The sequence below is a fragment of the Clostridium sp. genome (assembly GCF_050717535.1).
In the GTDB taxonomy this organism is placed as follows: domain Bacteria; phylum Bacillota; class Clostridia; order Clostridiales; family Clostridiaceae; genus Clostridium_AD.
In genome coordinates, this window is sequence record NZ_JBOITM010000066.1 from 14,303 (window position 1) to 35,911 (window position 21,609).

General features: G+C 31.5%; 17 protein-coding genes. 13 read left to right on the plus strand and 4 right to left on the minus strand.

Annotation, left to right across the window (positions count from 1 at the left end; translation table 11 throughout):
- Window positions 1-62 precede the first annotated feature (62 nt).
- The 8 genes from ACREVU_RS09210 to ACREVU_RS09245 all read left to right on the plus strand — a co-directional run bounded on the left by ACREVU_RS09210 (window position 63) and on the right by ACREVU_RS09245 (window position 8,927).
- Window positions 63-362 carry a NifU family protein gene (locus ACREVU_RS09210; protein ID WP_431551298.1) on the plus strand — a complete coding sequence of 100 codons (300 nt, stop codon included), beginning with the start codon at window positions 63-65 and terminating at the stop codon, window positions 360-362.
- A complete protein-coding gene (locus ACREVU_RS09215; protein ID WP_503417258.1) occupies window positions 362-1,951 on the plus strand; it encodes an acetyl-CoA hydrolase/transferase family protein in 1,590 nt (529 codons plus the stop codon). The genes ACREVU_RS09210 and ACREVU_RS09215 overlap by 1 nt, the downstream gene beginning before the upstream one ends.
- A 49-nt stretch (window positions 1,952-2,000) precedes the next feature.
- Window positions 2,001-3,380, plus strand: coding sequence for a hypothetical protein (locus ACREVU_RS09220; RefSeq protein ID WP_431551299.1), 1,380 nt, complete (start codon window positions 2,001-2,003; stop codon window positions 3,378-3,380).
- Window positions 3,381-3,676: 296 nt separating this feature from the next.
- Window positions 3,677-3,853, plus strand: a complete 177-nt coding sequence (locus ACREVU_RS09225) for a hypothetical protein (RefSeq protein WP_431551300.1) — start codon at window positions 3,677-3,679, stop codon at window positions 3,851-3,853.
- A 647-nt stretch (window positions 3,854-4,500) separates the two neighbouring features.
- Window positions 4,501-4,884 carry a BlaI/MecI/CopY family transcriptional regulator gene (locus ACREVU_RS09230; protein ID WP_431551301.1) on the plus strand — a complete coding sequence of 128 codons (384 nt, stop codon included), beginning with the start codon at window positions 4,501-4,503 and terminating at the stop codon, window positions 4,882-4,884.
- Window positions 4,885-4,896: 12 nt separating this feature from the next.
- A complete protein-coding gene (locus ACREVU_RS09235) occupies window positions 4,897-6,756 on the plus strand; it encodes a M56 family metallopeptidase (protein WP_431551302.1) in 1,860 nt (619 codons plus the stop codon).
- An 89-nt stretch (window positions 6,757-6,845) separates the two neighbouring features.
- Window positions 6,846-7,853 carry a phosphodiester glycosidase family protein gene (locus ACREVU_RS09240; protein WP_431551303.1) on the plus strand — a complete coding sequence of 336 codons (1,008 nt, stop codon included), beginning with the start codon at window positions 6,846-6,848 and terminating at the stop codon, window positions 7,851-7,853.
- Window positions 7,854-7,898: 45 nt separating this feature from the next.
- Window positions 7,899-8,927 (plus strand): hypothetical protein, encoded by a 1,029-nt coding sequence (locus ACREVU_RS09245; protein ID WP_431551304.1) that lies wholly within the window; start codon window positions 7,899-7,901, stop codon window positions 8,925-8,927.
- Window positions 8,928-9,110: 183 nt separating this feature from the next.
- Here ACREVU_RS09245 and ACREVU_RS09250 read toward each other — a convergent pair whose 3' ends face one another.
- Entirely contained in the window at window positions 9,111-12,143 is a 3,033-nt protein-coding gene (locus ACREVU_RS09250) for a vitamin B12-dependent ribonucleotide reductase (RefSeq protein WP_431551305.1), read from the minus strand.
- A 486-nt stretch (window positions 12,144-12,629) separates the two neighbouring features.
- Here ACREVU_RS09250 and ACREVU_RS09255 point away from each other — a divergent pair, with 486 nt between their 5' ends.
- The 4 genes from ACREVU_RS09255 to ACREVU_RS09270 all read left to right on the plus strand — a co-directional run bounded on the left by ACREVU_RS09255 (window position 12,630) and on the right by ACREVU_RS09270 (window position 16,716).
- Window positions 12,630-13,136 (plus strand): gamma carbonic anhydrase family protein, encoded by a 507-nt coding sequence (locus ACREVU_RS09255; protein WP_431551306.1) that lies wholly within the window; start codon window positions 12,630-12,632, stop codon window positions 13,134-13,136.
- Between the two features lie 122 nt (window positions 13,137-13,258).
- Complete coding sequence (locus ACREVU_RS09260; protein WP_431551412.1) at window positions 13,259-15,178, plus strand: phosphodiester glycosidase family protein; 1,920 nt, start codon at window positions 13,259-13,261, stop codon at window positions 15,176-15,178.
- A gap of 178 nt (window positions 15,179-15,356) precedes the next feature.
- The gene (msrC, locus tag ACREVU_RS09265; RefSeq protein ID WP_431551307.1) at window positions 15,357-15,854 is read left to right on the plus strand and encodes a free L-methionine (R)-S-oxide reductase MsrC; all 498 of its coding nucleotides are present in this window, start codon (window positions 15,357-15,359) and stop codon (window positions 15,852-15,854) included.
- A gap of 22 nt (window positions 15,855-15,876) precedes the next feature.
- Window positions 15,877-16,716: a CvfB family protein gene (locus ACREVU_RS09270; protein WP_431551308.1), complete on the plus strand. Its 840-nt coding sequence runs from the start codon at window positions 15,877-15,879 to the stop codon at window positions 16,714-16,716.
- Window positions 16,717-16,786: 70 nt separating this feature from the next.
- Here ACREVU_RS09270 and ACREVU_RS09275 read toward each other — a convergent pair whose 3' ends face one another.
- The 3 genes from ACREVU_RS09275 to ACREVU_RS09285 form a co-directional block, all read right to left on the minus strand.
- Window positions 16,787-19,450 carry a cation-translocating P-type ATPase gene (locus ACREVU_RS09275; protein ID WP_431551309.1) on the minus strand — a complete coding sequence of 888 codons (2,664 nt, stop codon included), beginning with the start codon at window positions 19,448-19,450 and terminating at the stop codon, window positions 16,787-16,789.
- A gap of 128 nt (window positions 19,451-19,578) precedes the next feature.
- Window positions 19,579-20,115, minus strand: a complete 537-nt coding sequence (locus ACREVU_RS09280) for a chromate transporter (RefSeq protein WP_431551310.1) — start codon at window positions 20,113-20,115, stop codon at window positions 19,579-19,581.
- Complete coding sequence (locus tag ACREVU_RS09285; protein WP_431551311.1) at window positions 20,116-20,652, minus strand: chromate transporter; 537 nt, start codon at window positions 20,650-20,652, stop codon at window positions 20,116-20,118.
- A 496-nt stretch (window positions 20,653-21,148) separates the two neighbouring features.
- Between ACREVU_RS09285 and ACREVU_RS09290 the strand changes: the two genes are divergently transcribed.
- Window positions 21,149-21,571, plus strand: coding sequence for a YaaR family protein (locus tag ACREVU_RS09290; RefSeq protein ID WP_431551312.1), 423 nt, complete (start codon window positions 21,149-21,151; stop codon window positions 21,569-21,571).
- Window positions 21,572-21,609: the final 38 nt, after the last annotated feature.

Genomic DNA, 21,609 nt, shown 5'->3' on the forward strand with positions numbered 1-21,609 from the left:
TCCTTGAATATGTATGGGGTGGGTTTACCCATCTCATATATTTTATAGAATGGAGTGATGTTATGTTTGCTGAAATCGAAAAAATTCTTGAGGTGAATGTTAGACCAAGGTTAGCAGAGCACTATGGAAATATTGAACTTATTGGTGTAAAAGATGGAATAGTTGAGGTTAAACTTTTAGGTGAATGTAATGGATGTTTATCTGCGAAATATACCATTGAGGATATGGTGGAAGTTGCGCTCAAAGAGTCAATACCAGGTATCAAAAGTGTAATGCTAAAAAATGAAATAAGTGAAGAGTTATTAGAAGAGGCTAGAAAAATTTTAAATCATGGTATGAGTAAGAATGATAGAGAAAGATAATGAAAATTGGTATTAAATATTGTGGTGGATGTAATCCAACGTATGATAGAACAGCTGTAGTTGTAAAACTGAAAAAATATATTGGTAAGGGCAGCAGTATTGAAACAGCAAAAGAAGCAATTACTTATGATGTAGTTGTTATCTTATGCGGATGCCCTAGTGCTTGTGTTAATCAGCAGAATCTTCAAGTTAAATATGAAAAAATATGTATAACTAGTGAAAGTGATATTATAAAATTATTTAAGCTTATAGACAAAACAAAAAAATTGTTAGTTGGGAGAGCGATAAGTATGAACTTAAAAGAAATTTATAAATCAAAAGTTATTACTGCGGAGCAAGCTGCCGGAAAAATAAAATCTGGAAATCGGGTAGTTATAGGACATGCTTGTGGAGAACCAACAGCTGTTATAGACGCAATGGTAGCTAATAGTGAAGCTTATGATAATGTTGAAATTGTACATATGGTGGCAATGAGCAAAAGTGAATACGCAAAGCCGGGTATGGAAAAGCACTTTAGACATAATTCACTATTTGTAGGAGGAAGTACAAGAAAAGCAGTAAACTCAGGACGAGCAGATTTTACACCTTGCTATTTTTCAGAAGTTCCAGGTCTTTTTGAAGGAAGTTTACCAGTAGATGTAGCACTTATTCAAGTTACAGTACCAGATGAACATGGTTATTGTAGTTTTGGTGTATCTAACGATTATACAAAGCCCGCAGCAGAATGTGCAAAATTAGTAATTGCTGAAGTAAATAATAAAATGCCAAGGACTATGGGTGATTCTTTTATACATGTTTCTGAAATCGATTTTATTGTAGAATCTAATCACCAAATAATAGAGCTTGCTCCTCCTAAAATTGGAGATGTTGAGAAAGCTATTGGTGAGCATTGTGCCTCATTAATTGAGGATGGATCAACTCTTCAACTTGGAATAGGCGCTATACCTGATGCAGTGCTTTTATTTTTACATGACAAAAAGGACTTAGGTATACATTCAGAAATGATTTCAGACGGAGTAGTTGACCTTGTTGAAGCTGGGGTCATAACTAATAAGGCTAAAACAATTCATCCAGGTAAAATAGTAGTAACTTTCCTTATGGGAACTCAAAAACTTTATGACTTTGTTAACAATAATCCAATGGTGGAAATGTACCCTGTAGATTATGTAAATGACCCAATTGTAATTATGAAGAATTCAAAGATGATATCAATAAATTCTTGTGTACAAGTAGATTTAATGGGGCAAGTAGCTTCAGAAAGTATTGGATTAAAACAGATAAGTGGCGTTGGCGGTCAAGTAGATTTTGTACGTGGTTCAAACATGTGTAAAGACGGCAAATCTATTATGGCAATGTCTTCGACAACAGCCAAGGGTACGATTTCTAAAATTGTTCCACTTTTAGATGAAGGATCGGCAGTAACCACTGGTAGAAATGATGTGAATTATGTAGTCACAGAATATGGAATAGCACAACTTAAGGGTAAAACTTTAAAGGAAAGGGCGAGGGCTATGATAAATATTGCTCATCCAGATTTTAAAAATGAATTAATTCAAGAATTTGAAAAAAGATTTACTTGTAAATTTTAATAAATTACTTTTCTTTAATAAAAAATTATTTTAATTGGAGGTCAAACTTATGTCTATTAAAAGAGAGTTTGGGAAAGAACAACCATATATACCTGCTGGCCCTTTTAAGATTAGAATACCTGGAATTCACTATAAGTTTCAAATGGCAGATTACATTCAAGGATTATTGATGTGTGCCGTTTGTCTTGGAGCTATTCCAATGCTTCAAGAATTTTTAGGAATGCCTTTTGAAGTAGCAATGGCAGTTGTTGTGTTAAATGGTATATTATATTGTACTCATGTATTTTTAGGAGATCCAGTTGTGCCTGGGTGGGTCACACCTGCCATTCCACTTCTTATTCTTTATGTAAGCGATTATAAAATGGGTCCGGAAAGAATGCAAGCCTTAATAGCATTTGAAATGACTTTAGGATTTTTGGCATTATTCTTAGGGGTTACAGGACTTGGAAAAAAAATAGTTCACATTGTTCCAAACGCTATGCAGTCTGGCATTATAATTGGCGCTGGTATTGCAGCTATAAATATTATATTTGTAAAAGGTGCTCGCTTTGATCAATTTCCTTTTTCTATTATTATCTGTGTAGGACTCGGATTTTACCTTTTATTTTCAAATCATTTTAAAAGTATATGCCATAAAAATAAATTTTTGAAAACAATATCTAATTTAGGTATTCTTCCAGTTATAGCACTTGCTATAGTATTTGCGCCTTTAGTTGGGGAAACAGCTTGGCCTAAAATAGAATGGGGTATAACAAAACCAGCTTTTGGAGTTTTATGGACACAATGGACTTTCTTCTCCAAAAATATAGGATTTCCTCCAATTAAAATGTTTATAAATGCTTTACCAATGGTTATAAGTGCATATATAGTTTTATTTGGTGATATGATACAATCACAAGCATTGGTAGAAGACTGTAAAAAAGATCGTCCAGATGAACTTATAGATTATGATCCAAACAGATCTCATATAATATTTGGTCTTCGTAACATCATAATGTCTATAATTGGACCAGATCTTACAATGTGTGGACCTCTATGGGCAGCAATGCAAGTTGTTATTTGTGAAAGATATAAGCATGGCAAGGAATCTATGGAGTCTATATTTGGTGGAGCGGGTTCCTTCAGATTTGGTACCCTTACTGGATATTTATTACTACCAATAGTTTCTCTATGCAAACCTATCTTAGGAATTGCACTTGCATCTACAATGCTAATACAAGGGTATGTTTCTATAAGAGTAGGAGTCTTAAAGGCACGTACAGCTAATGATTTAGGTATTGCAGGTATTATGGCCGCTGTAGTTGCAACAAGAGGGGCAGCGTGGGGACTTGCAGCAGGTATTGTACTTTGTATAATCATTCAATTAGGAAATAAACCTAAATACGATGTTATGCTTTTTGAAGATGAAAATAAAAATATTCAGGCATAGATGTTGAGTGCCACGTATGTTGCAAGTAGAATGTTATTAACATTTTACGTATATAATTAAGGTATACTTCTTGGAATTATAAAAAATTATAAGAAGAAAAAGTAAAGGTAAAGGTACTCAAGAAATTAGGTGCCTTTACTTTTAATATTAATTATTATGAAAAGAGCCCCCTCGTGATATATTTTAATTTTAAATTATCTTCTTTAAATTGAAAATTACATTCAACATATTCTTTCTTATAGTAAATTTTTTATCATCTTCAAAAATATCAACTAGCTCTAGGTGTAAACCAACTAATGGATAAAGGATATACGGTGAGCATCGAGGAAGTAATAGAAAAAATGTTCAACTGCGAGTTTATAAGCCGAAGTATAGAAAAGTTTCCCGAAGTTACAAATCTTCTAGAAAATTACGAATCCATACTACCGTTAAATTATTTCAATTATTACGGAGTAAATAAAAATGGTAATTGATATTACCTATCTGTGGATAAATGAAGTTCAGATAGCATATAAATCATGTTTGATAAATCTATAGGGTTGGGAATATTTGAATTATTTACTTTCTCTTTATTATTGCTATATATATATATTGTATACAATCATTCTGATTTACATTTTTACTTACACTTTGTCTTATAATTTCATGTCCATATATTTTAACCTTAACTTCCATAATATTTTACCACTGCAAAACAATTCTAAGTAAATTATAACATTATATACAAAAGTTAACTATTATTAATAGCATTTAGTAGGCATACAACTTTTGGTGTACTGAAACATTAATATGATTTATAAAAATTATAATAGATTCTTGTAGCACTAATCTGCCCATGCTGCAGAAATAATCCCTATGCCTTCCTTGATGGTATTATATTATTTGGTGCAACTCTAATATAATGTGTTTCTTCTGGGTTTATACTAAAATGTTGAATTACACAATAAATTGTCCTAATTCATCAAAATTTTCTTCTCCTACACTTTCAAAATCATAAAATTCCAAAGTTGAGTTTGAAAATATGCTTATAATTTAAATTGACAAATACATATTACATGTGTAATATGTATTATAAAGTAACAAATTGTAAAATATAATTTATTAAAAAAGGGATGATGAAATGATTAATGCATCTAAAATATCAAATTCAGAATGGGAAGTTATGAAATGTGTTTGGGGAAATGATAACTGCACTGCAAATGAAATCGTCTATGCTTTAAGTAAAAATACTAATTGGAAGGCAAATACTATTAGAACTTTAATAAATCGTTTAGTAAAAAAAGAAATACTAGGTTACACAATAGATAAAAAAGATAAAAAAACATATTATTACTTTCCTTTGTTATCGGAGAATGAATGCATAAAAGCCGCCAGTGAATCCTTTATAAACCGTGTGTTTAATGGATCGTTAAATGGTATGATTGCAAACTTTTTAAACGAATCAAAGCTATCTGACGCAGAAATCAAAGAACTTAAAAATATTCTTGAAAAGAAGAAAGGTTAAATAGGTGTATTTATGGTACTACTAATATCTATTTTTGAATGGGTAGTATATTCAACCGCTTTAGCAAGTCTTTTAAGCTTAATAATTCTTGCCTTCAAGTTTTTTATTAAAGATAAGTTAGGTGTCAGGTGGCACTATGCTATTTGGCTTATTGTTATAATTAGATTATTAATACCATACGGGATACAAAGCTCATTAAGTATATTTAATATTATAAATTTTAAAAGTACAACTGTTGTACAAGTACCTTATTCAATAAATAACAAGGCAATCAAAATTTTTAATAATAAAGAGAGCAATACAAATGCGACTCCAGATATTGCGAAGACTAATTTACAAAACAATACATCACAAACTAATCAGAGCCCGATGTACTTACAATTGATAAGTTGTCTGTGGTTGCTGGTGGTTATTATAATCGCATCTTATACAATTGTAATGACGATGAAATTAAAGGCCAGGGTAAAGAGTGGCAAAGTATGTGATAATGAGGATGTTTTACTGCTTTTACTACAGTGCAAAAACAAATTAAACATAAAATCTAATATAAAAATCATCTATACTAATGGGATTAAAATGCCATGCATTTATGGGTTTATAAGCCCTAAATTGTTACTACCTATTGGTATTGAAAATTATGTGAATAAAAATGAATTAGAATTTATAATTTTACACGAACTTAGCCATGTAAAACGTCTCGATATAATAGTAAGTTGCATGTCAGGAATACTTCAAATAATACATTGGTTTAATCCTATCATATGGTATTCATTTTATAGGATGCGCAATGATAAAGAACTCGCTTGTGATGCTTTAGTCTTATCTCATGTTAAATGTAATGATTACATAAATTACGGTAAAACTATTATAAAGTTGTTAGAGTGTTATAAAAAGACTCCGAAGGTTTATGGGATGTCATCTATTATAAGTGACAAATCTCAAATTAAAAGGAGAATTACTATGATTTCCTTATTTAAAAAAAATTCTTATAAGTGGTCGATTGTTCCTATTGTAACATTAACCGTATTGTGCGGAGTAATGCTTACTAATGCTAAAAATAAACCAGTGCTTGCGGATAATAAATATGAACAGGCCTCGAAATCTATCACAACTTTAAGCAATGATAATAAAACAGATTCTATTACTCAATATGATATTACAGGCAAACATTTTAAAGGTACAATATTAATAATACCAAGTGATAAGAAAATTGTTGTTGGTTTTAACAAAGATATTTTAAAAATAACAAAAACAACTAGTCAAATAGCAAAAGAAAGTAATGCAATATGCGCTATTAATGCAGGAGGGTTTACAGGGTTTGCTGAAAGTTCAAATGAAACATTATCTCCATCAGGGCTCATAATGCATGATGGAAAAATTATATTCAGTGATTTAAAAGACAATACGAGTAAAAGAGATATAGTAGCCTTTACAAATAAAGGTATCCTTCTAGTTGGTAAATATTCCTTGAATGAATTAAATAAGCTTAATGTAGCGGAGGCCGTTAGTTTTGGACCAGCACTTATCGTTAATGGTAAACCTGCAATTACACAAGGTGATGGTGGTTGGGGCATAGCTCCAAGAACAGCTATAGGTCAGAAAAAAGATGGTTCAGTAATTTTATTAACCATTGATGGTAGAAGCATTAAGTCTATAGGCGCCACAATGCTCGATGTACAAAATATACTTTTGCAGTATGGAGCTGTAAATGCATCTAATCTTGATGGAGGAAGCTCAACAACTATGTACTATAACGGTAAAGTAATTAATACTCCGTGTGGAAAACTAATTAAAAGTGGAGACAAAATGATTGATGATCCTAGCAGTAAAGGTGAAAGAGAAGTAGGATCTACTTTTATGGTGTTACCTTAAGAAGCTAATATTTTGATATATTTTCTTAATGCGAATTAATTAACAATGGTTCACCTTAGAACACCTATGTTGCTGACAAAGCTAAAGGGATGGTAAATATGAAAAAAAATAAAAATAAACAAACAATAAAAATAAAACTTGTTATAAGCTTTATAATTTTTGAAACTATTTTTACTGCAATTACTGGCCCATTTATGATTTATTATGGTCCTTTTAAAAATGTGAAGACCACAATGGTAGGTGCGGCAATGACTACGTATTCACTGCAATGGCTTGCAACGACATTTTTGTCTAAAGAGGCAATAGCAAAAATTAGGAGTACGCAAACAGTGGATGCATTAGTCCAAACTAACTTAGACGGTGTAAAAGTAGAAAATAAAAATGATGATACTATAGAAAGATATGATGTAAACGGAAATAAATTTAAAGGTTACATATTAATAATTAATGACCCAACTAGGTTAAAAGTAGGTTACACTAGGTTGCTTCATAAAGAAGGGCAACTAACTAGTGATATTGCAAAGAATAATAATGCAATTGCGGCAATCAATGGTGGTGGATTTAAAGATGAAGACAATGGAACAAAATACACAGGGACAGGAGCAAATCCAGCCGGAATTATAATGGCTAATGGAAAAATTGTTGCTAATGATATAACTGATGAAAATAAAAAAACAGAAGTTGTAGCAATGACTAGCTCAGGTAAATTATTAGTTGGTCCTCATAGTCTTTCTGAGATGAAAAACGATGGAGTAACTGAGGCAATATCTTTTGGACCAGCACTTATAGTTAGTGGACAAAAAACTATTACTAAAGGTAATGGTGGTTGGGGTATTGCACCTAGAACATGTGTAGCGCAAAGAAGTGATGGAGCGATAATATTTTTAGTAATTGACGGTAGGAAGCTGGGAAGTTTAGGAGCTACGTTAAAAGAAGCACAGGATGTATTATATGATTATGGGGCTATTAATGCTACTAATTTAGATGGAGGTTCTTCTTCTACATTATTTTATGATGATGAAGTTATAAACAGTCCATCAGATAGTTTGGGAGAAAGGTCAGTATCTTCAATTATGTATATAGAGAGCCGAAAATAGTCTGAAATATATTATGGAATATTCGAGGTTAAAGGAGAAAAAAATATGAACTGGATGAAAAGAATAAGCGTATGGATAGTAGTATCTTTATCACTACAATGTTTAGGGCTCTTTTACATTGATCATTATTTTTTAGCTGCCGATTCAAAGGTAGTATCCAAAAAAATTGTGAAGGAGGTAAGTACCAAAGCTAAAAATGTTGATATTACTATACCAACAAATGCAGAAAATATATTAGTATCTTACGATGCCAAATATATATCTTATTATGATGATGAAAAATTGGTAATTGCTAATTGTTTGACTGGTAAAACTAAAAACATAGAACCTGAGGATGGATGTAACGTTTCTTTTGTTTCATGGGTCCCAGGTAGAAATAGAATGATTTTAGTAGAAAAAGAAAGTGATAAAGAATCTAGTAAATTACTATTATATTCTTACGATGCAGTAAAATGTGAAAAAGCAAAAAATATAAAAATTGAGTGTGATGTCACTAATCCTAAGGTAGAAGATGTTCAAACAGCACCATTAACAGGAGTTACTTATGTTAAGGTATCAAATAATGCTAATAAAAGCAGTATTTATAGAATCGATAGAAATCCAGAACTGTCAAAAATCGATACAATACCTAACCTGGTGGGCAATATCTTATTGATTCGCCATGAAGATAAATTGTTCTATGAAGGCTCAGTTTATAACAAAACATATGTTACTGGTAAAAGTGGTGCTTTAATTGTTGGTGGTGTTGATAAACTTAGCTTAATTGGTAATGATGATGATGACAATATATATCTTGCAGAGTTAAAAGATAATTTAGTAAGTAAAGTTTATTATGGTAAGATATCACAAGATACTAGGGAATGGAAAACCATGGAATTACAAATACCTTGCGTGAAAGAAGATTTATTTGTATCAGATAATGGTAAAACATATCAAAATGATCCGCTAAAAGGTTCTATAAAAGAAATAAGTTCTGGAATTCAAACTAGCTATCAAGGGAAATTAATTCAATTATATGATAAGGGAATAGCATCTCTTGTAGATAACAAGATGTGTTTTGTTTCTTTTAAGTAATCAGTGAATCGAAAATATATCAGGGGTCTGTACTTAATATTTATGTTTCAAAATATGAGAAAAATCACTATTTATAAATTAATTATAAATAGTGATTTGTTTTATATTGATGAATAAATATTCATTTAACAGGACACAACTTAGTTGTACTTTAACTTTTGGGAGATTTTCTAGTTTGATAGATTAACTGCACCCAGTGGTTGTTCCGCAGTCCTGGCAAACCTTGCAATTACCATTTCTAACTAGTCTAGTACTGGAGCAATTAGAGCAAACTTCAGAATATAATCTTTCTCCTTGAATATTATCCTTGGTTATATTTATAGGGGAAGGTATATTCTCAACTTCCACTATGCTAGCTGAAATTTCACTCTCATCAGGCATTAATGGGTTTTTAGGTGTATTACTGTTGCCATAATTTTCAGGCTTAACTTGACACCTTGTATAGTCACCTAGTTCTATATCTATAATTTTGCTGATCAAATCAGATATAGAAGAAACAGATTTAATGTAAGGATGTTTTTGCACAAAACCATAAGGCTCATATTTTTGTCCCCTAAGCATCTTAGAAATATCCTCTGCAGGTACATGGTACTGAAGCATTACAGATATTGATTTTGAAAGAGAATTAAGTAGTCCAGTAATAATAGTACCTTCTCTATCTGTAGTTATATATATTTCAGAGATTTCTCCATCTGAACGTCTATTTACTGTAGTATAGACTTTTACATCATCAATTTGAGCAGGGTGAGTAGTACCATAGCGTATTCCAATTGGTTTTTCCCTTGTAGAATGATTGGATATTTCTCGATCTTCTTTTGCTTTCTTTAAAAGATCCGCATAGGATAAATCCTCAAGTGATACTTCTTTATCTTGAGATAGAGTAGTATTTAGAGGCTGACTTGCCTTTGAACCATCTCTGTACAAGGCTATACCTTTAACACCTAATTTCCAAGAATTAAGTATAACTTCTTCAAAGTCTTCTATAGTAGCATTTTTAGGCAAATTTACAGTTTTTGATATAGAACCTGATATCATAGGAGTTATGGCTGCCATCATTAGAACATGACCCATAGATGGAATATATCTTTTCCCACTACCGCATTTGTTTGCTGTATCAAATATACACAAATGTTCTGGTTTTAAGTGTGGAGCACCTTCGATTTTTCCATCAATAAGTTTTTCATATTCAAATCCATTTTCATTAACCTTTTCTTTTCTTAGAATATAATCAAGAATATCATTTGTTTCAATTTCTGAATATCCTAGGTTATTTAAGGAATCTTTAATTACTGGATTAACTATGGTCATATAACCGCCACCAGATAACTTTTTATAAATAAAATGGCTGAAATATGGTTCTATAGAGGTTGCACCACAATCCATAGCGAAGGAAATAGTACCAGTAGGAGCAATCACTGTAACTTGAGCATTTCTAAAGCCATATTTTTCACCACTATTTAATGCTTTTGTGAAGCAACTTTTTAAAGTTTCACTTATATACCCTAGAGAGTTCTTTTTCAAAAGATCGTGATTAACTTCTTTAGGCTCATAATTTAGGTTTTCATATTCAGTAGTGAGAGCTCCAGCAGCTCTTGCATGATTTCTTATAACTAGTTGCATGTATGGCTTGTTGATTTCATATTTATCAAAAGGAGATAGTTCCTTTGCAAGCAATGAAGAAACATAATAAGATTGTCCAGTCATTATTCCAGATAGTGAAGAAGCCAAATTTCTAGCATTTTCTGAATCATAGGCATAACCCATTACCATTAATAATGAAGATAAGTTTGAAATTCCAAGGCCTGTAGTTCTAAACAAATAAGTTTTTCTTGCTATATCTTCAGTTGGAAACTGTCCCCAATGTATGGAAGCTTCAAGAACTAATTGAGTGAGTCCGATTAAATGAACATAACCCTCTATATCTAACTTTTTAGTTTTATTATCATAGAATTTATAAATATTAATAGATGCTAAATTACAAGAAGTATCATCTAAAAATGCATATTCGCCACAAGGATTGGTTGAATTAATTCTATTGTATTTAGCATTAACTATCCCATCTTCTCCAGCAGGACAAGTGTGCCATGCATTAAAGGTATCATCAAACTGAGGAGCAGGGTCTGCACATTGCCAAGCAGCTTTGTTAAAGGTATCCCATAGCTTCTTAACACTTATATCTTTGTTAACTGAGCAGTCAGCTCTTCCTTTAAGAGTAATAGATTGTTTAGGATTTTTTGAGAGGTTATCCACCTTCATCATGAATTCATCTGAGAATCTTATGGAGTTGTTTCCATTTTGTCCTGATACAGTTTCATAAGCTTCACCTTCAAAATTACCATCATAACCCATTTTAGTTAGAGCACGTACCTTATCTTCTTCTTTAGCTTTCCAAGTCATAAACTCCAGTATTTCGGGATGGTCAATATCCAGGCAAAGCATCTTAGCAGCACGTCTTGTAGTTCCACCAGACTTTATTGCTCCTGCATTTCTATCAAGTCCTTTTAAAAAACTCATAAGGCCAGAAGAAACTCCACCACTAGATAATTTTTCACCACGAGCTCTTATGCTAGAAAAGTTAGTGCCAGTACCAGAACCGCCTTTAAACAATTTGGTTTCTGTTACGTATTGCTCAGATATTGAGTGATCTCCAAGCAGTTTATCTTGAATTGAGAGAATAAAACAAGCTGAAGCTTGAGTTCTTGTATAAGCATCTTCACTTTTAACAATCTTTTTCTCTTTTTCATCATAATAAAAACTATCCAAGGATCCACCTTTTATACCGTAGGATAGGTTAAGCCCGGTATTAAACCATTGAGGAGAATTTGGAGCAAACATTTGATTTAAAAATGTATATACTAATTCATCATAAAGAATAATTTTTTCCTCTTCGGTTTTAATAACTTTCTGGTCAGTTAAGGATTCACACCAAAAATTAACAAGCCTATGAGCTACCATTTTCATACTATTTTCATAGCCTTGCTTGCCCGGTACACCAGATTTTCTGAAATATTTTGAAGCAATAATATCACAAGAATTTTGTGAGTAATGCTCTGGAAATTCTAAATTTTTCATTTCCAAAAGAACTTTATTGGTTTTATGGTCCTTTAGAAAAACATCTACCTTTTTCCATTTAAATAAATCATAAACCGTAATAGTTTTATCTTTTTCTAATGCTTTTGTGTAAAATCTTTTAATTAAATCTTTTATATCCGCCATAAGTATACTAGCCTAAAAAAGCTAATATATTCACCTCCTATTATTTATCCAACATTTAAAATTAAAGTTGGATTATGTAAAATGAATTCTTGCATGATTGATATTACTATGCTAGAAAGCACTCTTAGTTGTTCAACTTGATATTATGTAATAAAACAGTATGTGTACTATATGTAGTAGACACAAAATTGATTATCACTATATATGGTATTATATATTAAAATAAATTATAAATCAATTCTTAAATTATTTTAAAGTGGATAAAAATCATTTGGTATTATATAATAAAATAGTACAAAATCAAATGCAATTATATAATAAAATAGTATAAAAATCAACATGAACTATTACCCAATGGGATGACGAATAACAAATATATTTATATAATAATAAATATATTTACATAATAATGTAGTACAATAACTATATTATTATTTTGAAGAGAAATAATGTACTTGCTATTTTTAAAGAGGGGATGAGAAACTTATGATGCATCAATTTGATGGAAAAATACCTAAAGTACACAAACATACATTTATTGCAAGCAGTGCAGAGGTTATAGGCAATGTGTCTATAGGCGAGTACAGTAACATTTGGTTTGGAGCTGTATTAAGAGGTGATATGGATTATATATCTATAGGTACTTATACAAATGTTCAAGATAATTGTACGGTACATAATGATGAAGACTTTCCTGTGTGTATTGGTGATTATGTAACTATAGGGCATAATGCTATAATACACGGCTGCAGTATTTCAAGCTATTCTTTAATTGGCATGGGTAGCACTATACTAAACGGAGCTGAAATAGGAGAATATACTATAATAGGTGCGGGTAGTTTAGTTACTCAAGGGAAAAAAATACCTTCTGGTGTTCTTTGTATGGGAGTACCGGCAAAGGTTATTCGTGAATTAACTATAGAAGAAAAAGAAAATTTAAAGAAATCTGCTCAGCATTATGTAGAGCTTTCAATGCAATATATTTTAAAATAAGTCGGGCTAAATATAGTAACTTTTCTAGTAATATTTTATTTAGTAGAAGGTTACTGCATTTTTTTGTAGAATAGTATATAAGGTAAGAATGGGATATAAGGGGGACGTAAATTTTGAAGTTTATGAGATTTAGAGGTGAAAAGAAGAAAAAAAGGTTAATTTCCTTGTTGATGTCAACTGCATTGCTTGGTAATATTTTGGGTTTTTCAGGTGTAAATGTTTATGCAACAACAAGTAAAGATGATATTACTATTATGGATGAAAAAATTTCCAATGGGATACAATACATAGAACAAAAGAGAAGTTATTATGATACGGATAAAAGTGGTGTACAGCTAAAGCAGACACTAAATATTATTAAGGCAGATTTGGACAACGGTGATGTTGGGCTTATATTCGCTAAAGCAAAAGATGTAGAGCTAGCAAAAGATACTGTATCAAAACAAATTGTACAAGAAGTATCTAAAAATAACAGTGTAGTTGGGGGAGTCAATGGCGATTTCTTTAATATGGTAATAGGTGCAAGTGTGGGGCCTCAAATTATAGATGGTACACCAATGGTTGGATATACTTGCAAGGCAGATGAAAGTAGGTATCCAATATTTGGTACAGATAATAATGGCAAGGCATTTATAGAAAATATGAGTTTTAATGGTAAGCTTACCAATGATTCTGGCGCAAATGTGCTTATAGATAGTGTTAATAGATATGGTGAGTTTGAAGCGAATAAGTTCAGTGTGAAAAACAGCCTAATGGTACTCACACCAGATTATAGCTTAGATAGAAAAATAAATCAGTCAGCTTATGCACCAAGTGAGATACTTACAGTAATTAGAGCAGTAGATGGACCGGTTTTATTAGACAAGCAGTTTACTGGAGTAGTTGAGAGTATAGGAATAGGAAGTAAAGAAGTAACTATTCCTGAGGACGGCATAGTTATTGCATCAAATGGTACAAAAGCTGCTTGGGTAAAACAAAATCTTAAAATAGGAGATACGGTGAGTCTTAACTTAGGATTTAATAAAAAAGATATTGCCAGTGCCATGGGTGGATATAATTATCTGGTTAAAAATGGAAAAGGGTTAACGGTGGAAGCCATGATAAGTGATGGTGTAGACAAATGGTTTGCAAACTCTAGAAAAGCTAGGACAGCCATTGGAATAACTTTGGATAATAAGGTTATTGCGTTAACGGTTGGAGGAGGACAAGCTTCAGCCGCATTTAGTGATGGAGCTACTTTACCTGAAATGGGTAATTTGATGGCGGAATTAGGTGCAGTAACTGCACTTAATTTTGATGGCGGTGGTTCAACTCAGATGAATGTACGTCATTATGCAGAAAGTGAAAGTAGCATAGTGAATGTGCCAGCGGATGCCTCAGAAAGAGCTGTAACCAATGCTCTTTTATTTACTAATAAAGCACCTATAACAAACATAGCAGGTGATATTATTATAAAACAAAATATACTAATATATAAAAATTCATCTTACAGTTTTAGTCTAAAAGGAGTTGATACTAATTTACATCCTATGAATTTTTCAGACAAAGCTGTTAATTGGTCTATTGAAGGAGAAGTTGGACAAGTCTCTTCTAAAGGTGAGTTTAAGGCTGGTGATATAGCATCAAGTGGAGCAGTAAAAGCTTCTTTAGATGGAATTACAGGGAGTGCAAATGTTACGGTGTTAGACTCCTTAGGCTCATTTACACTAACAGATAAGAATGCAATTTTATTAAATCAAGGGGACACTCATCAATTTTCTGTAAAAGCTAGTAATGAAAAAGGTGAAAATGTTTTAATTGATAATAAATCAGTGAAATGGACAGTGACAGGTAATGATTTGCAAGTTGATGAAAATGGATTATTAAAAGCTACAGGTAAAGAGGCAGTGGGTGAAGTAATAGCAGAAGCTGGAGGCAAAAAGGCGACTTTAATAATAGGGGATGCTAAAAATAATGATGAAAAAAGTGTAGGTATAGTTAATTTAGTAAGGAAGAATGCTGAGGCTCTTAAATTAAAGAGAGTATTAAATATGCTACGATAAATGGTTATGATTTTATGGAAATCTAGATAAGTTGGATAAGTTGAGTTGGGGACGGTTAACAACTATTTATATAAATAGTTGTTAACCGTCCCTTTATTTTAAAAAATAGCTTTTATTTTCATGAGTTTTTAACTACAATAGAAGATAGAGAGTTTCTGTTTTTTAAGGAGTGAGAAAAATGATAAAATTAAATGGAATAGAAAAGATGACAAATGAGCAGAAATATAAGTATATGCTTATTGTTTTAGAAGGACAGCTCAGCTCAGAAAAAAATGGTTTAGCAAATTTGTCAAATGCTGCAGCAATTATTAAAGCGGTTATGGATAGATTAAATTGGGCAGGATTTTACATACTGCGTGGCAATACATTGGTTCTGGGAACGTTTCAAGGAATGCCTGCTTGTAACAGAATAGAAATAGGTAAAGGCGTTTGTGGAACAGCAGTTGTTAAAAAAGAGATCCAGCGTATAGAAAATGTAAATGAATTTTCAGGACACATTGCCTGCGATTCTGCAACAAATTCAGAACTTGTTATACCTATAATAAGTGGCGATATAGTTTATGGAGTTTTGGATTTAGATAGCCCAGAGATAGGAAGGTTTACAGAACTTGAAGAAAAATATCTAGTTAAATTTGTTGCTAAACTTAACCAATATATTGATTGGTCAAAAATATAAATAAAAGGTAGGAGATTTTAAAATGATAAACATAGGAGATTTAAATAATTTAAAAGTAGTAAGGCGCGCAGAATTTGGGTATTATTTAGGTGCGGGAACAGACAATACAAGTGATGACATACTACTTCCAATGAAAAGTACAGTAGGTAGAGCACTTGCTATTGGTGAGGAAGTTGAAGCTTTTATATACAGAGATTCAAGTGATAGGTTAATTTCAACTTTAAAAAAACCACTTGCAAAGGTGGGCGACTTAGCTTATCTTAAGGTAATTGACATGACTACAATAGGAAGTTTTGTAGAAATTGGTTTAGAAAGAGATGTATTAGTTCCTTTTAAGGAGGAAAATTACGCGTTAGAAACAGGCAGAAAATATCTTTTTTATATATATTTAGATAAGACGGGAAGAATTGCAGCCACTACTTTTGTTGATAAATACTTATATGATACAGATTCATTTGAGATTGATGATGAAGTAGAAGGTACAGTATATGGAATACAGACTAATGGTACTGTAATGGTAGCTGTTGATGATATTTATAGAGGGGTTATTCTAAGAAATGAGAACTATATGAATTTAACACCTGGAGATAAATTAAAAGCTAGAGTACAAAAATATTATGAAGATGGTAAAATGGATTTAACAGTAAGAAAACCTAGATTAGAAGAAAGAGATGTAATTGAAGAGCAAATATTAGAATATTTGAGAAGCTCTAACGGGTCTATGATATATAATGATAAAAGTTCACCAGATGAGATAAAGCAAGTATTTAAAACTAGTAAAAATGCTTTTAAAAGAGCATTGGGTGGTCTTATGAAAAGTGATCTAATATTTCAAGATGAAGAAGGCACTAAGTTAAAATAATTTCTTATCTTTAATATTTATCAAAAAAGTAGGAGTCTGATGAGTAATCATCAGACTCCTACTTTTTTACTTATACTATGGAAGAACCTCGTTTGAATATTTTTACAATCTCATTAAAGAGTAATGGCATAAGAGATAGAATAGTTACAAAACCCCAGTCCATTAAACTTAATGAATGAACGCTAAAAGCATTTGCGAGTACTGGTATTGTAATTATAAAATCTTGTAGCAGTATACCAAAAACTATAGCTCCAATTAAATATTTGTTTGAAAATAAACCTATTTGGAATATGGATTTCTTACCATTCCTCATATTTAGTGAATGTACAAGTTGAGAGACACTAAGTACTACAAAAGCCATAGTTTGTGCATGTTTTAGTGCATCTTCTGAAAGATTCTCAGGGAATAATGGGAATAAATGAGTTTCTCCACTATAATATTTTGAACCTATTATAAATGCTATTAAGGTTAATACACCAATTAGCAAGCCATTAAGAAGTAAATTAAAGCCTTCACCCTTAAACAAACTATCTTTTGGATTCCTTGGTTTATATTTCATTACATCAGGATCACCAGGATCTACACCTAAAGCTAGTGCTGGTAGCGTATCTGTGATTAAGTTAACCCACAATATATGGATAGGTCTAAGTGGTGTAGCCCAGCCTAGTAGTATGGCAAGAAACAGAGCTATAATCTCTCCAATATTACAAGATAGAAGAAATATTATAGTTTTCTTTATATTTGTGAAGATATTTCTTCCCTCTTTAATAGCAGAAACGATAGTTGAAAAGTTATCATCTACAAGGATCATGTCAGCAGCACCTTTAGCTACATCAGTACCAGTTATACCCATAGCAACTCCTATGTCTGCCATTTTAAGAGAAGGGGCGTCGTTTACTCCATCACCAGTCATTGATACAATGTTTCCTTTGGCTTTAAGAGCACGTACAATCTTCACCTTATGTTCTGGTGATACTCTTGCGAATACTCTTAGATTATCAATTTTACTATCTAGTTCAACATCAGACATTTTATCAAGCTCTGAGCCAGATATAACCTGAGAAGAATCACTGGCAATATTAAGTTCTTTGGCTATAGCAAAAGCTGTGTTTTGATGGTCGCCAGTTATCATTACAGTTTTTATTCCAGAATTTCTACATAGAGTAATAGAGTCCTTAACCTCGAGTCTTGGAGGATCTATCATACCTACCAGTCCAATAAGTATTAAATCACTTTCTAGTGAATCAATATCCACATGAGAGGTAGGAAGAACTTTATAAGCTGAACCTAGGACTCTTAGTGCATCGTCAGACATACTATTTGCAGAAGCTAATATTTCTTTTTTAAAGTTGGGTGTCATTTCTACTATAGTACCTTTAACATAGACCTTAGTACAAAGATTCAATAGATTATCGATAGCCCCTTTTGTCATTACATAATATTCACTATTATATTTATTTACAGTAGTCATTAATTTTCTATCTGAATCAAAAGGAATTTCATTGACTCTTTTATGGCTTTTTTCTAAGTCTTCTTTGAATAGTGAATAGTTTATTCCTGCTACTAATAGTGCTATTTCTGTAGGATCACCAGTTTTTGAGTTTTCAGAGTAAGTAGCATCATTACATAGAATAAGATTTTCTAGTAATAGTTTATGCTCATCATGATTAATGTTTAGACTATCTATATTTCCTGTTCGTCCGTCTGCATAGAATTTTGTTACAGTCATCTTATTTTGAGTTAAGGTTCCTGTCTTGTCTGAACATATAATATTTACTGAACCTAAAGTTTCAACAGCGGGTAATTTACGTACAATAGCATTCTTTTTTATCATCTTTTGAACGCCCATGGCAAGAACTATAGTTACTATAGCAGGAAGACCCTCAGGTATGGCTGCAACAGCTAAACTTATAGAAACCAGTAGCATTTCAAAAACTTCTCTCTTTTGAAGAACGCCTACTACAAACATAAGAGCACATATTAATAGGGCACCTATTCCAAGATACTTACCAAGCTCTGCTAGTTTCTTTTGTAGGGGAGTCTCATCGTCTACTTTTTCATCTAGCATTTTAGCAATTTCACCTATTTGAGTATTCATTCCAGTAGACACAGCTACACCTACACCTCTACCATAGGTTGCCATGGTAGACATGAATAGCATGTTTTTTTGATCACCTAGTGGAACATCATCACTTGTTAAGACTAGTGAGGCATCTTTATCCACCGGTACTGATTCTCCAGTAAGTGTGGATTCTTCAATTTTTAAATTTGAAGCTTCAAGTAGTCTTAAATCACAGGGTACATATCTTCCAGCGTCAATAATAATAATATCGCCAGGTACAACTTCTTCTGATGGAATTTCACTTAACTGTCCATCTCTTTTAACTATAGCCTTAGGTGTAGATAATTTTTTTAATGCATCAAGAGCTTTTTCTGCTTTAGATTCTTGAATAATTCCCACTGTTGCATTAATTATAATTACAATAGCGATTATAATTGCGTCACTTGTCTCACCAAGGAGGGCTGAAATCACAGCAGCTGCCAGTAAAATATAAATTAAAATATCATTTAATTGCGCAAAAAACATAGCTATTAATGTTTTAGGTTTTTTAGCTACTAACTTATTTAGTCCAAATTTTTCTGTTTTTAGCTTTGCTTGATCCTTAGAAAGACCTGTTATTGGGTTAGATTCTAATTCTTTTAAAACTTCGTCAATGGGTTTGTTGAAAAACATGAATATCACCTCGCCACTTAGTATTTGTCATTATAGATAGATTTATTAAAAATATATTTATTATATGATAACATGAAATATGAAATAATAAGTTCATTTGGTTATAAATAGAAAAAGTTTTACAATATTTACATAGGTAATAAACCATAAAATATAATCCCGAGTACCCCAGAAATTATTATTACTAAAATTGGATGAAGTTTATCAGTAAGTAATAGTCCGAGGATTATAATCCCAATTACTACACTTTTAATGTCTTTATAAGATACTTTTCCCATGGATAAGAACACAGAAATTATAAGACCAATTAGGGCAGGCCTCATACCTGTTAGTGCAGCCTTCATTATATAGGATTCTTTAAATTTAACAATGTAGTGATTAGCTATAGAAACTAAGAGAAAAGAAAAGGAAACAACACCTAGGGTTGCAGCAATACTACCTAATATACCATAAACTTTGAAACCCACAAAAGTAGCTGAATTTATGGCTATAGGTCCTGGAGTCATTTGTGATATACCAATAATATCAATGAATTCTTTATAGGTAATCCAAGTATTGTTATTTACAATTTCTCTTTGAATAAGTGGTAGCATAGCATACCCTCCACCAAAGCTAAAGGCACCTATTTTCAAGAAAGATAAGAAAATTTTAATTAACATAGACATTTATTTCACCTTCTTTCCGAGAAATATAACTCCATATAATCCTGATAAAAGTATAACTATAACTGGATGTATATTAAAAAATAAGATACTTGCAAGGGAAATTAAAATTATAATAAGGTTTGCATAGCTTTTCTTTAGTGATTTTGATAAGCTTACAACGGCTATGAGTATAAGCACTGGTACTGCAGCAGAAATACCTTTAAAAACTAAATTTACATAATAATATTCTCTGAATTTCATAAAAAAGACTGCAATACATAATATTATGAAAAATGAAGGTAAAACTACTCCGAGTAGTCCAATGATAGCACCAAGTAGTCCACTAATTCTATAGCCAATAAAGATGCCACTATTAACAGCTAAGGCACCAGGAAAAGTTTGGGAAATAACAATTATATCTAAGAAATCTTCTTTAGAAAGCCACTTTTTTTTAGTGACAACCTCATTCTCAATGAGTGGTATCATGGCATAGCCGCCACCAAATGTAAAAGCTCCTATTTTAAAGAAAGTCCAGAACATGATTAGTAATTTTTTCATATGTTCACCCCTCAAATTTTAATTTTTAGAATATGGATAGAAATAAAATATTTTAGCAAAAAAAGAAGCAAAAACCTATATTTATAATTTATCTTTATAATCTATAATATTTACCATATTATTATACTAATATAAAAAAAATTTGGCAAATTTATAAGCATATTGCGATAAACTTTAATTAGGATTATAATTAATTTTCTTTTGTGGTAAGAATTAATTTTCTATTGTGGTAAGAATTAATTTTCTATTGTGGTAAGAATTATTTTTGTTTATGGCTAGAATTATTTTTGTTTATAGCTAGAATTATTTTTGTGTGTGTATATTTTTTTGCTGAAAGTTCGTTATAATAGATGTAACAATATAATTAATGTATCTGAGGAAAATATAAATTAAATATACAAAAGAAACTAGCATGTTTGTTTATTATTTTTTGAAGATGACTAAAAATAAAAACTAATAAAGGAACTGATAAGTAAACTAGGGGGTGAAAGAGATTATGGAAATATCAAGGGCTAGAAGAAATTCCAATGTTGCACCGGATAAAAAGAGTATATCTAGTAAAAAAGATTTTTCTCAAAACTTTAGCTTTGCTAGGCAACAAAAATCAGAACAGCAATTGAAGGATATGATGGAGGATATAAAGAAGAAAGGGAATAGATTAAGTATTACAAAATGTTTTGCAGATGTTAAAGCATATAAAAATTTAATTAGAGAATACCTGGATTCTGTCTTAAAACATATGTACGAGGTTAAAAAGGACATCAGCTTTTGGCAAACACAGTATTTTATAACCGTGGAAACTGTGGATGTAAAACTAGAGGAACTTACGCAAATGTTATTAAGTCAAGAAAAACAGAATCTTGACGTAGCAAATACTATTGATGAAATTGCAGGACTTATAGTGGATATTTACAAGTAAAGATTAAAAAGATATATATTACTACTAATGCAGTCGCT

Bases quoted from the DNA above. Each gene is read 5' to 3' on its own strand.
- ACREVU_RS09290 (WP_431551312.1), top strand. From the start codon at position 21,149: ATGGAAATATCAAGGGCTAGAAGAAATTCCAATGTTGCACCGGATAAA.
- ACREVU_RS09260 (WP_431551412.1), top strand. From the start codon at position 13,259: ATGAGATTTAGAGGTGAAAAGAAGAAAAAAAGGTTAATTTCCTTGTTG.
- ACREVU_RS09250 (WP_431551305.1), bottom strand. From the start codon at position 12,143: ATGGCGGATATAAAAGATTTAATTAAAAGATTTTACACAAAAGCATTA.
- ACREVU_RS09230 (WP_431551301.1), top strand. From the start codon at position 4,501: ATGATTAATGCATCTAAAATATCAAATTCAGAATGGGAAGTTATGAAA.
- ACREVU_RS09225 (WP_431551300.1), top strand. From the start codon at position 3,677: ATGGATAAAGGATATACGGTGAGCATCGAGGAAGTAATAGAAAAAATG.
- ACREVU_RS09245 (WP_431551304.1), top strand. From the start codon at position 7,899: ATGAACTGGATGAAAAGAATAAGCGTATGGATAGTAGTATCTTTATCA.
- ACREVU_RS09215 (WP_503417258.1), top strand. From the start codon at position 362: ATGAAAATTGGTATTAAATATTGTGGTGGATGTAATCCAACGTATGAT.
- ACREVU_RS09285 (WP_431551311.1), bottom strand. From the start codon at position 20,652: ATGAAAAAATTACTAATCATGTTCTGGACTTTCTTTAAAATAGGAGCT.
- ACREVU_RS09220 (WP_431551299.1), top strand. From the start codon at position 2,001: ATGTCTATTAAAAGAGAGTTTGGGAAAGAACAACCATATATACCTGCT.
- ACREVU_RS09240 (WP_431551303.1), top strand. From the start codon at position 6,846: ATGGTAAATATGAAAAAAAATAAAAATAAACAAACAATAAAAATAAAA.
- ACREVU_RS09270 (WP_431551308.1), top strand. From the start codon at position 15,877: ATGATAAACATAGGAGATTTAAATAATTTAAAAGTAGTAAGGCGCGCA.
- ACREVU_RS09235 (WP_431551302.1), top strand. From the start codon at position 4,897: ATGGTACTACTAATATCTATTTTTGAATGGGTAGTATATTCAACCGCT.
- ACREVU_RS09275 (WP_431551309.1), bottom strand. From the start codon at position 19,450: ATGTTTTTCAACAAACCCATTGACGAAGTTTTAAAAGAATTAGAATCT.
- ACREVU_RS09280 (WP_431551310.1), bottom strand. From the start codon at position 20,115: ATGTCTATGTTAATTAAAATTTTCTTATCTTTCTTGAAAATAGGTGCC.
- msrC (WP_431551307.1), top strand. From the start codon at position 15,357: ATGATAAAATTAAATGGAATAGAAAAGATGACAAATGAGCAGAAATAT.
- ACREVU_RS09255 (WP_431551306.1), top strand. From the start codon at position 12,630: ATGATGCATCAATTTGATGGAAAAATACCTAAAGTACACAAACATACA.
- ACREVU_RS09210 (WP_431551298.1), top strand. From the start codon at position 63: ATGTTTGCTGAAATCGAAAAAATTCTTGAGGTGAATGTTAGACCAAGG.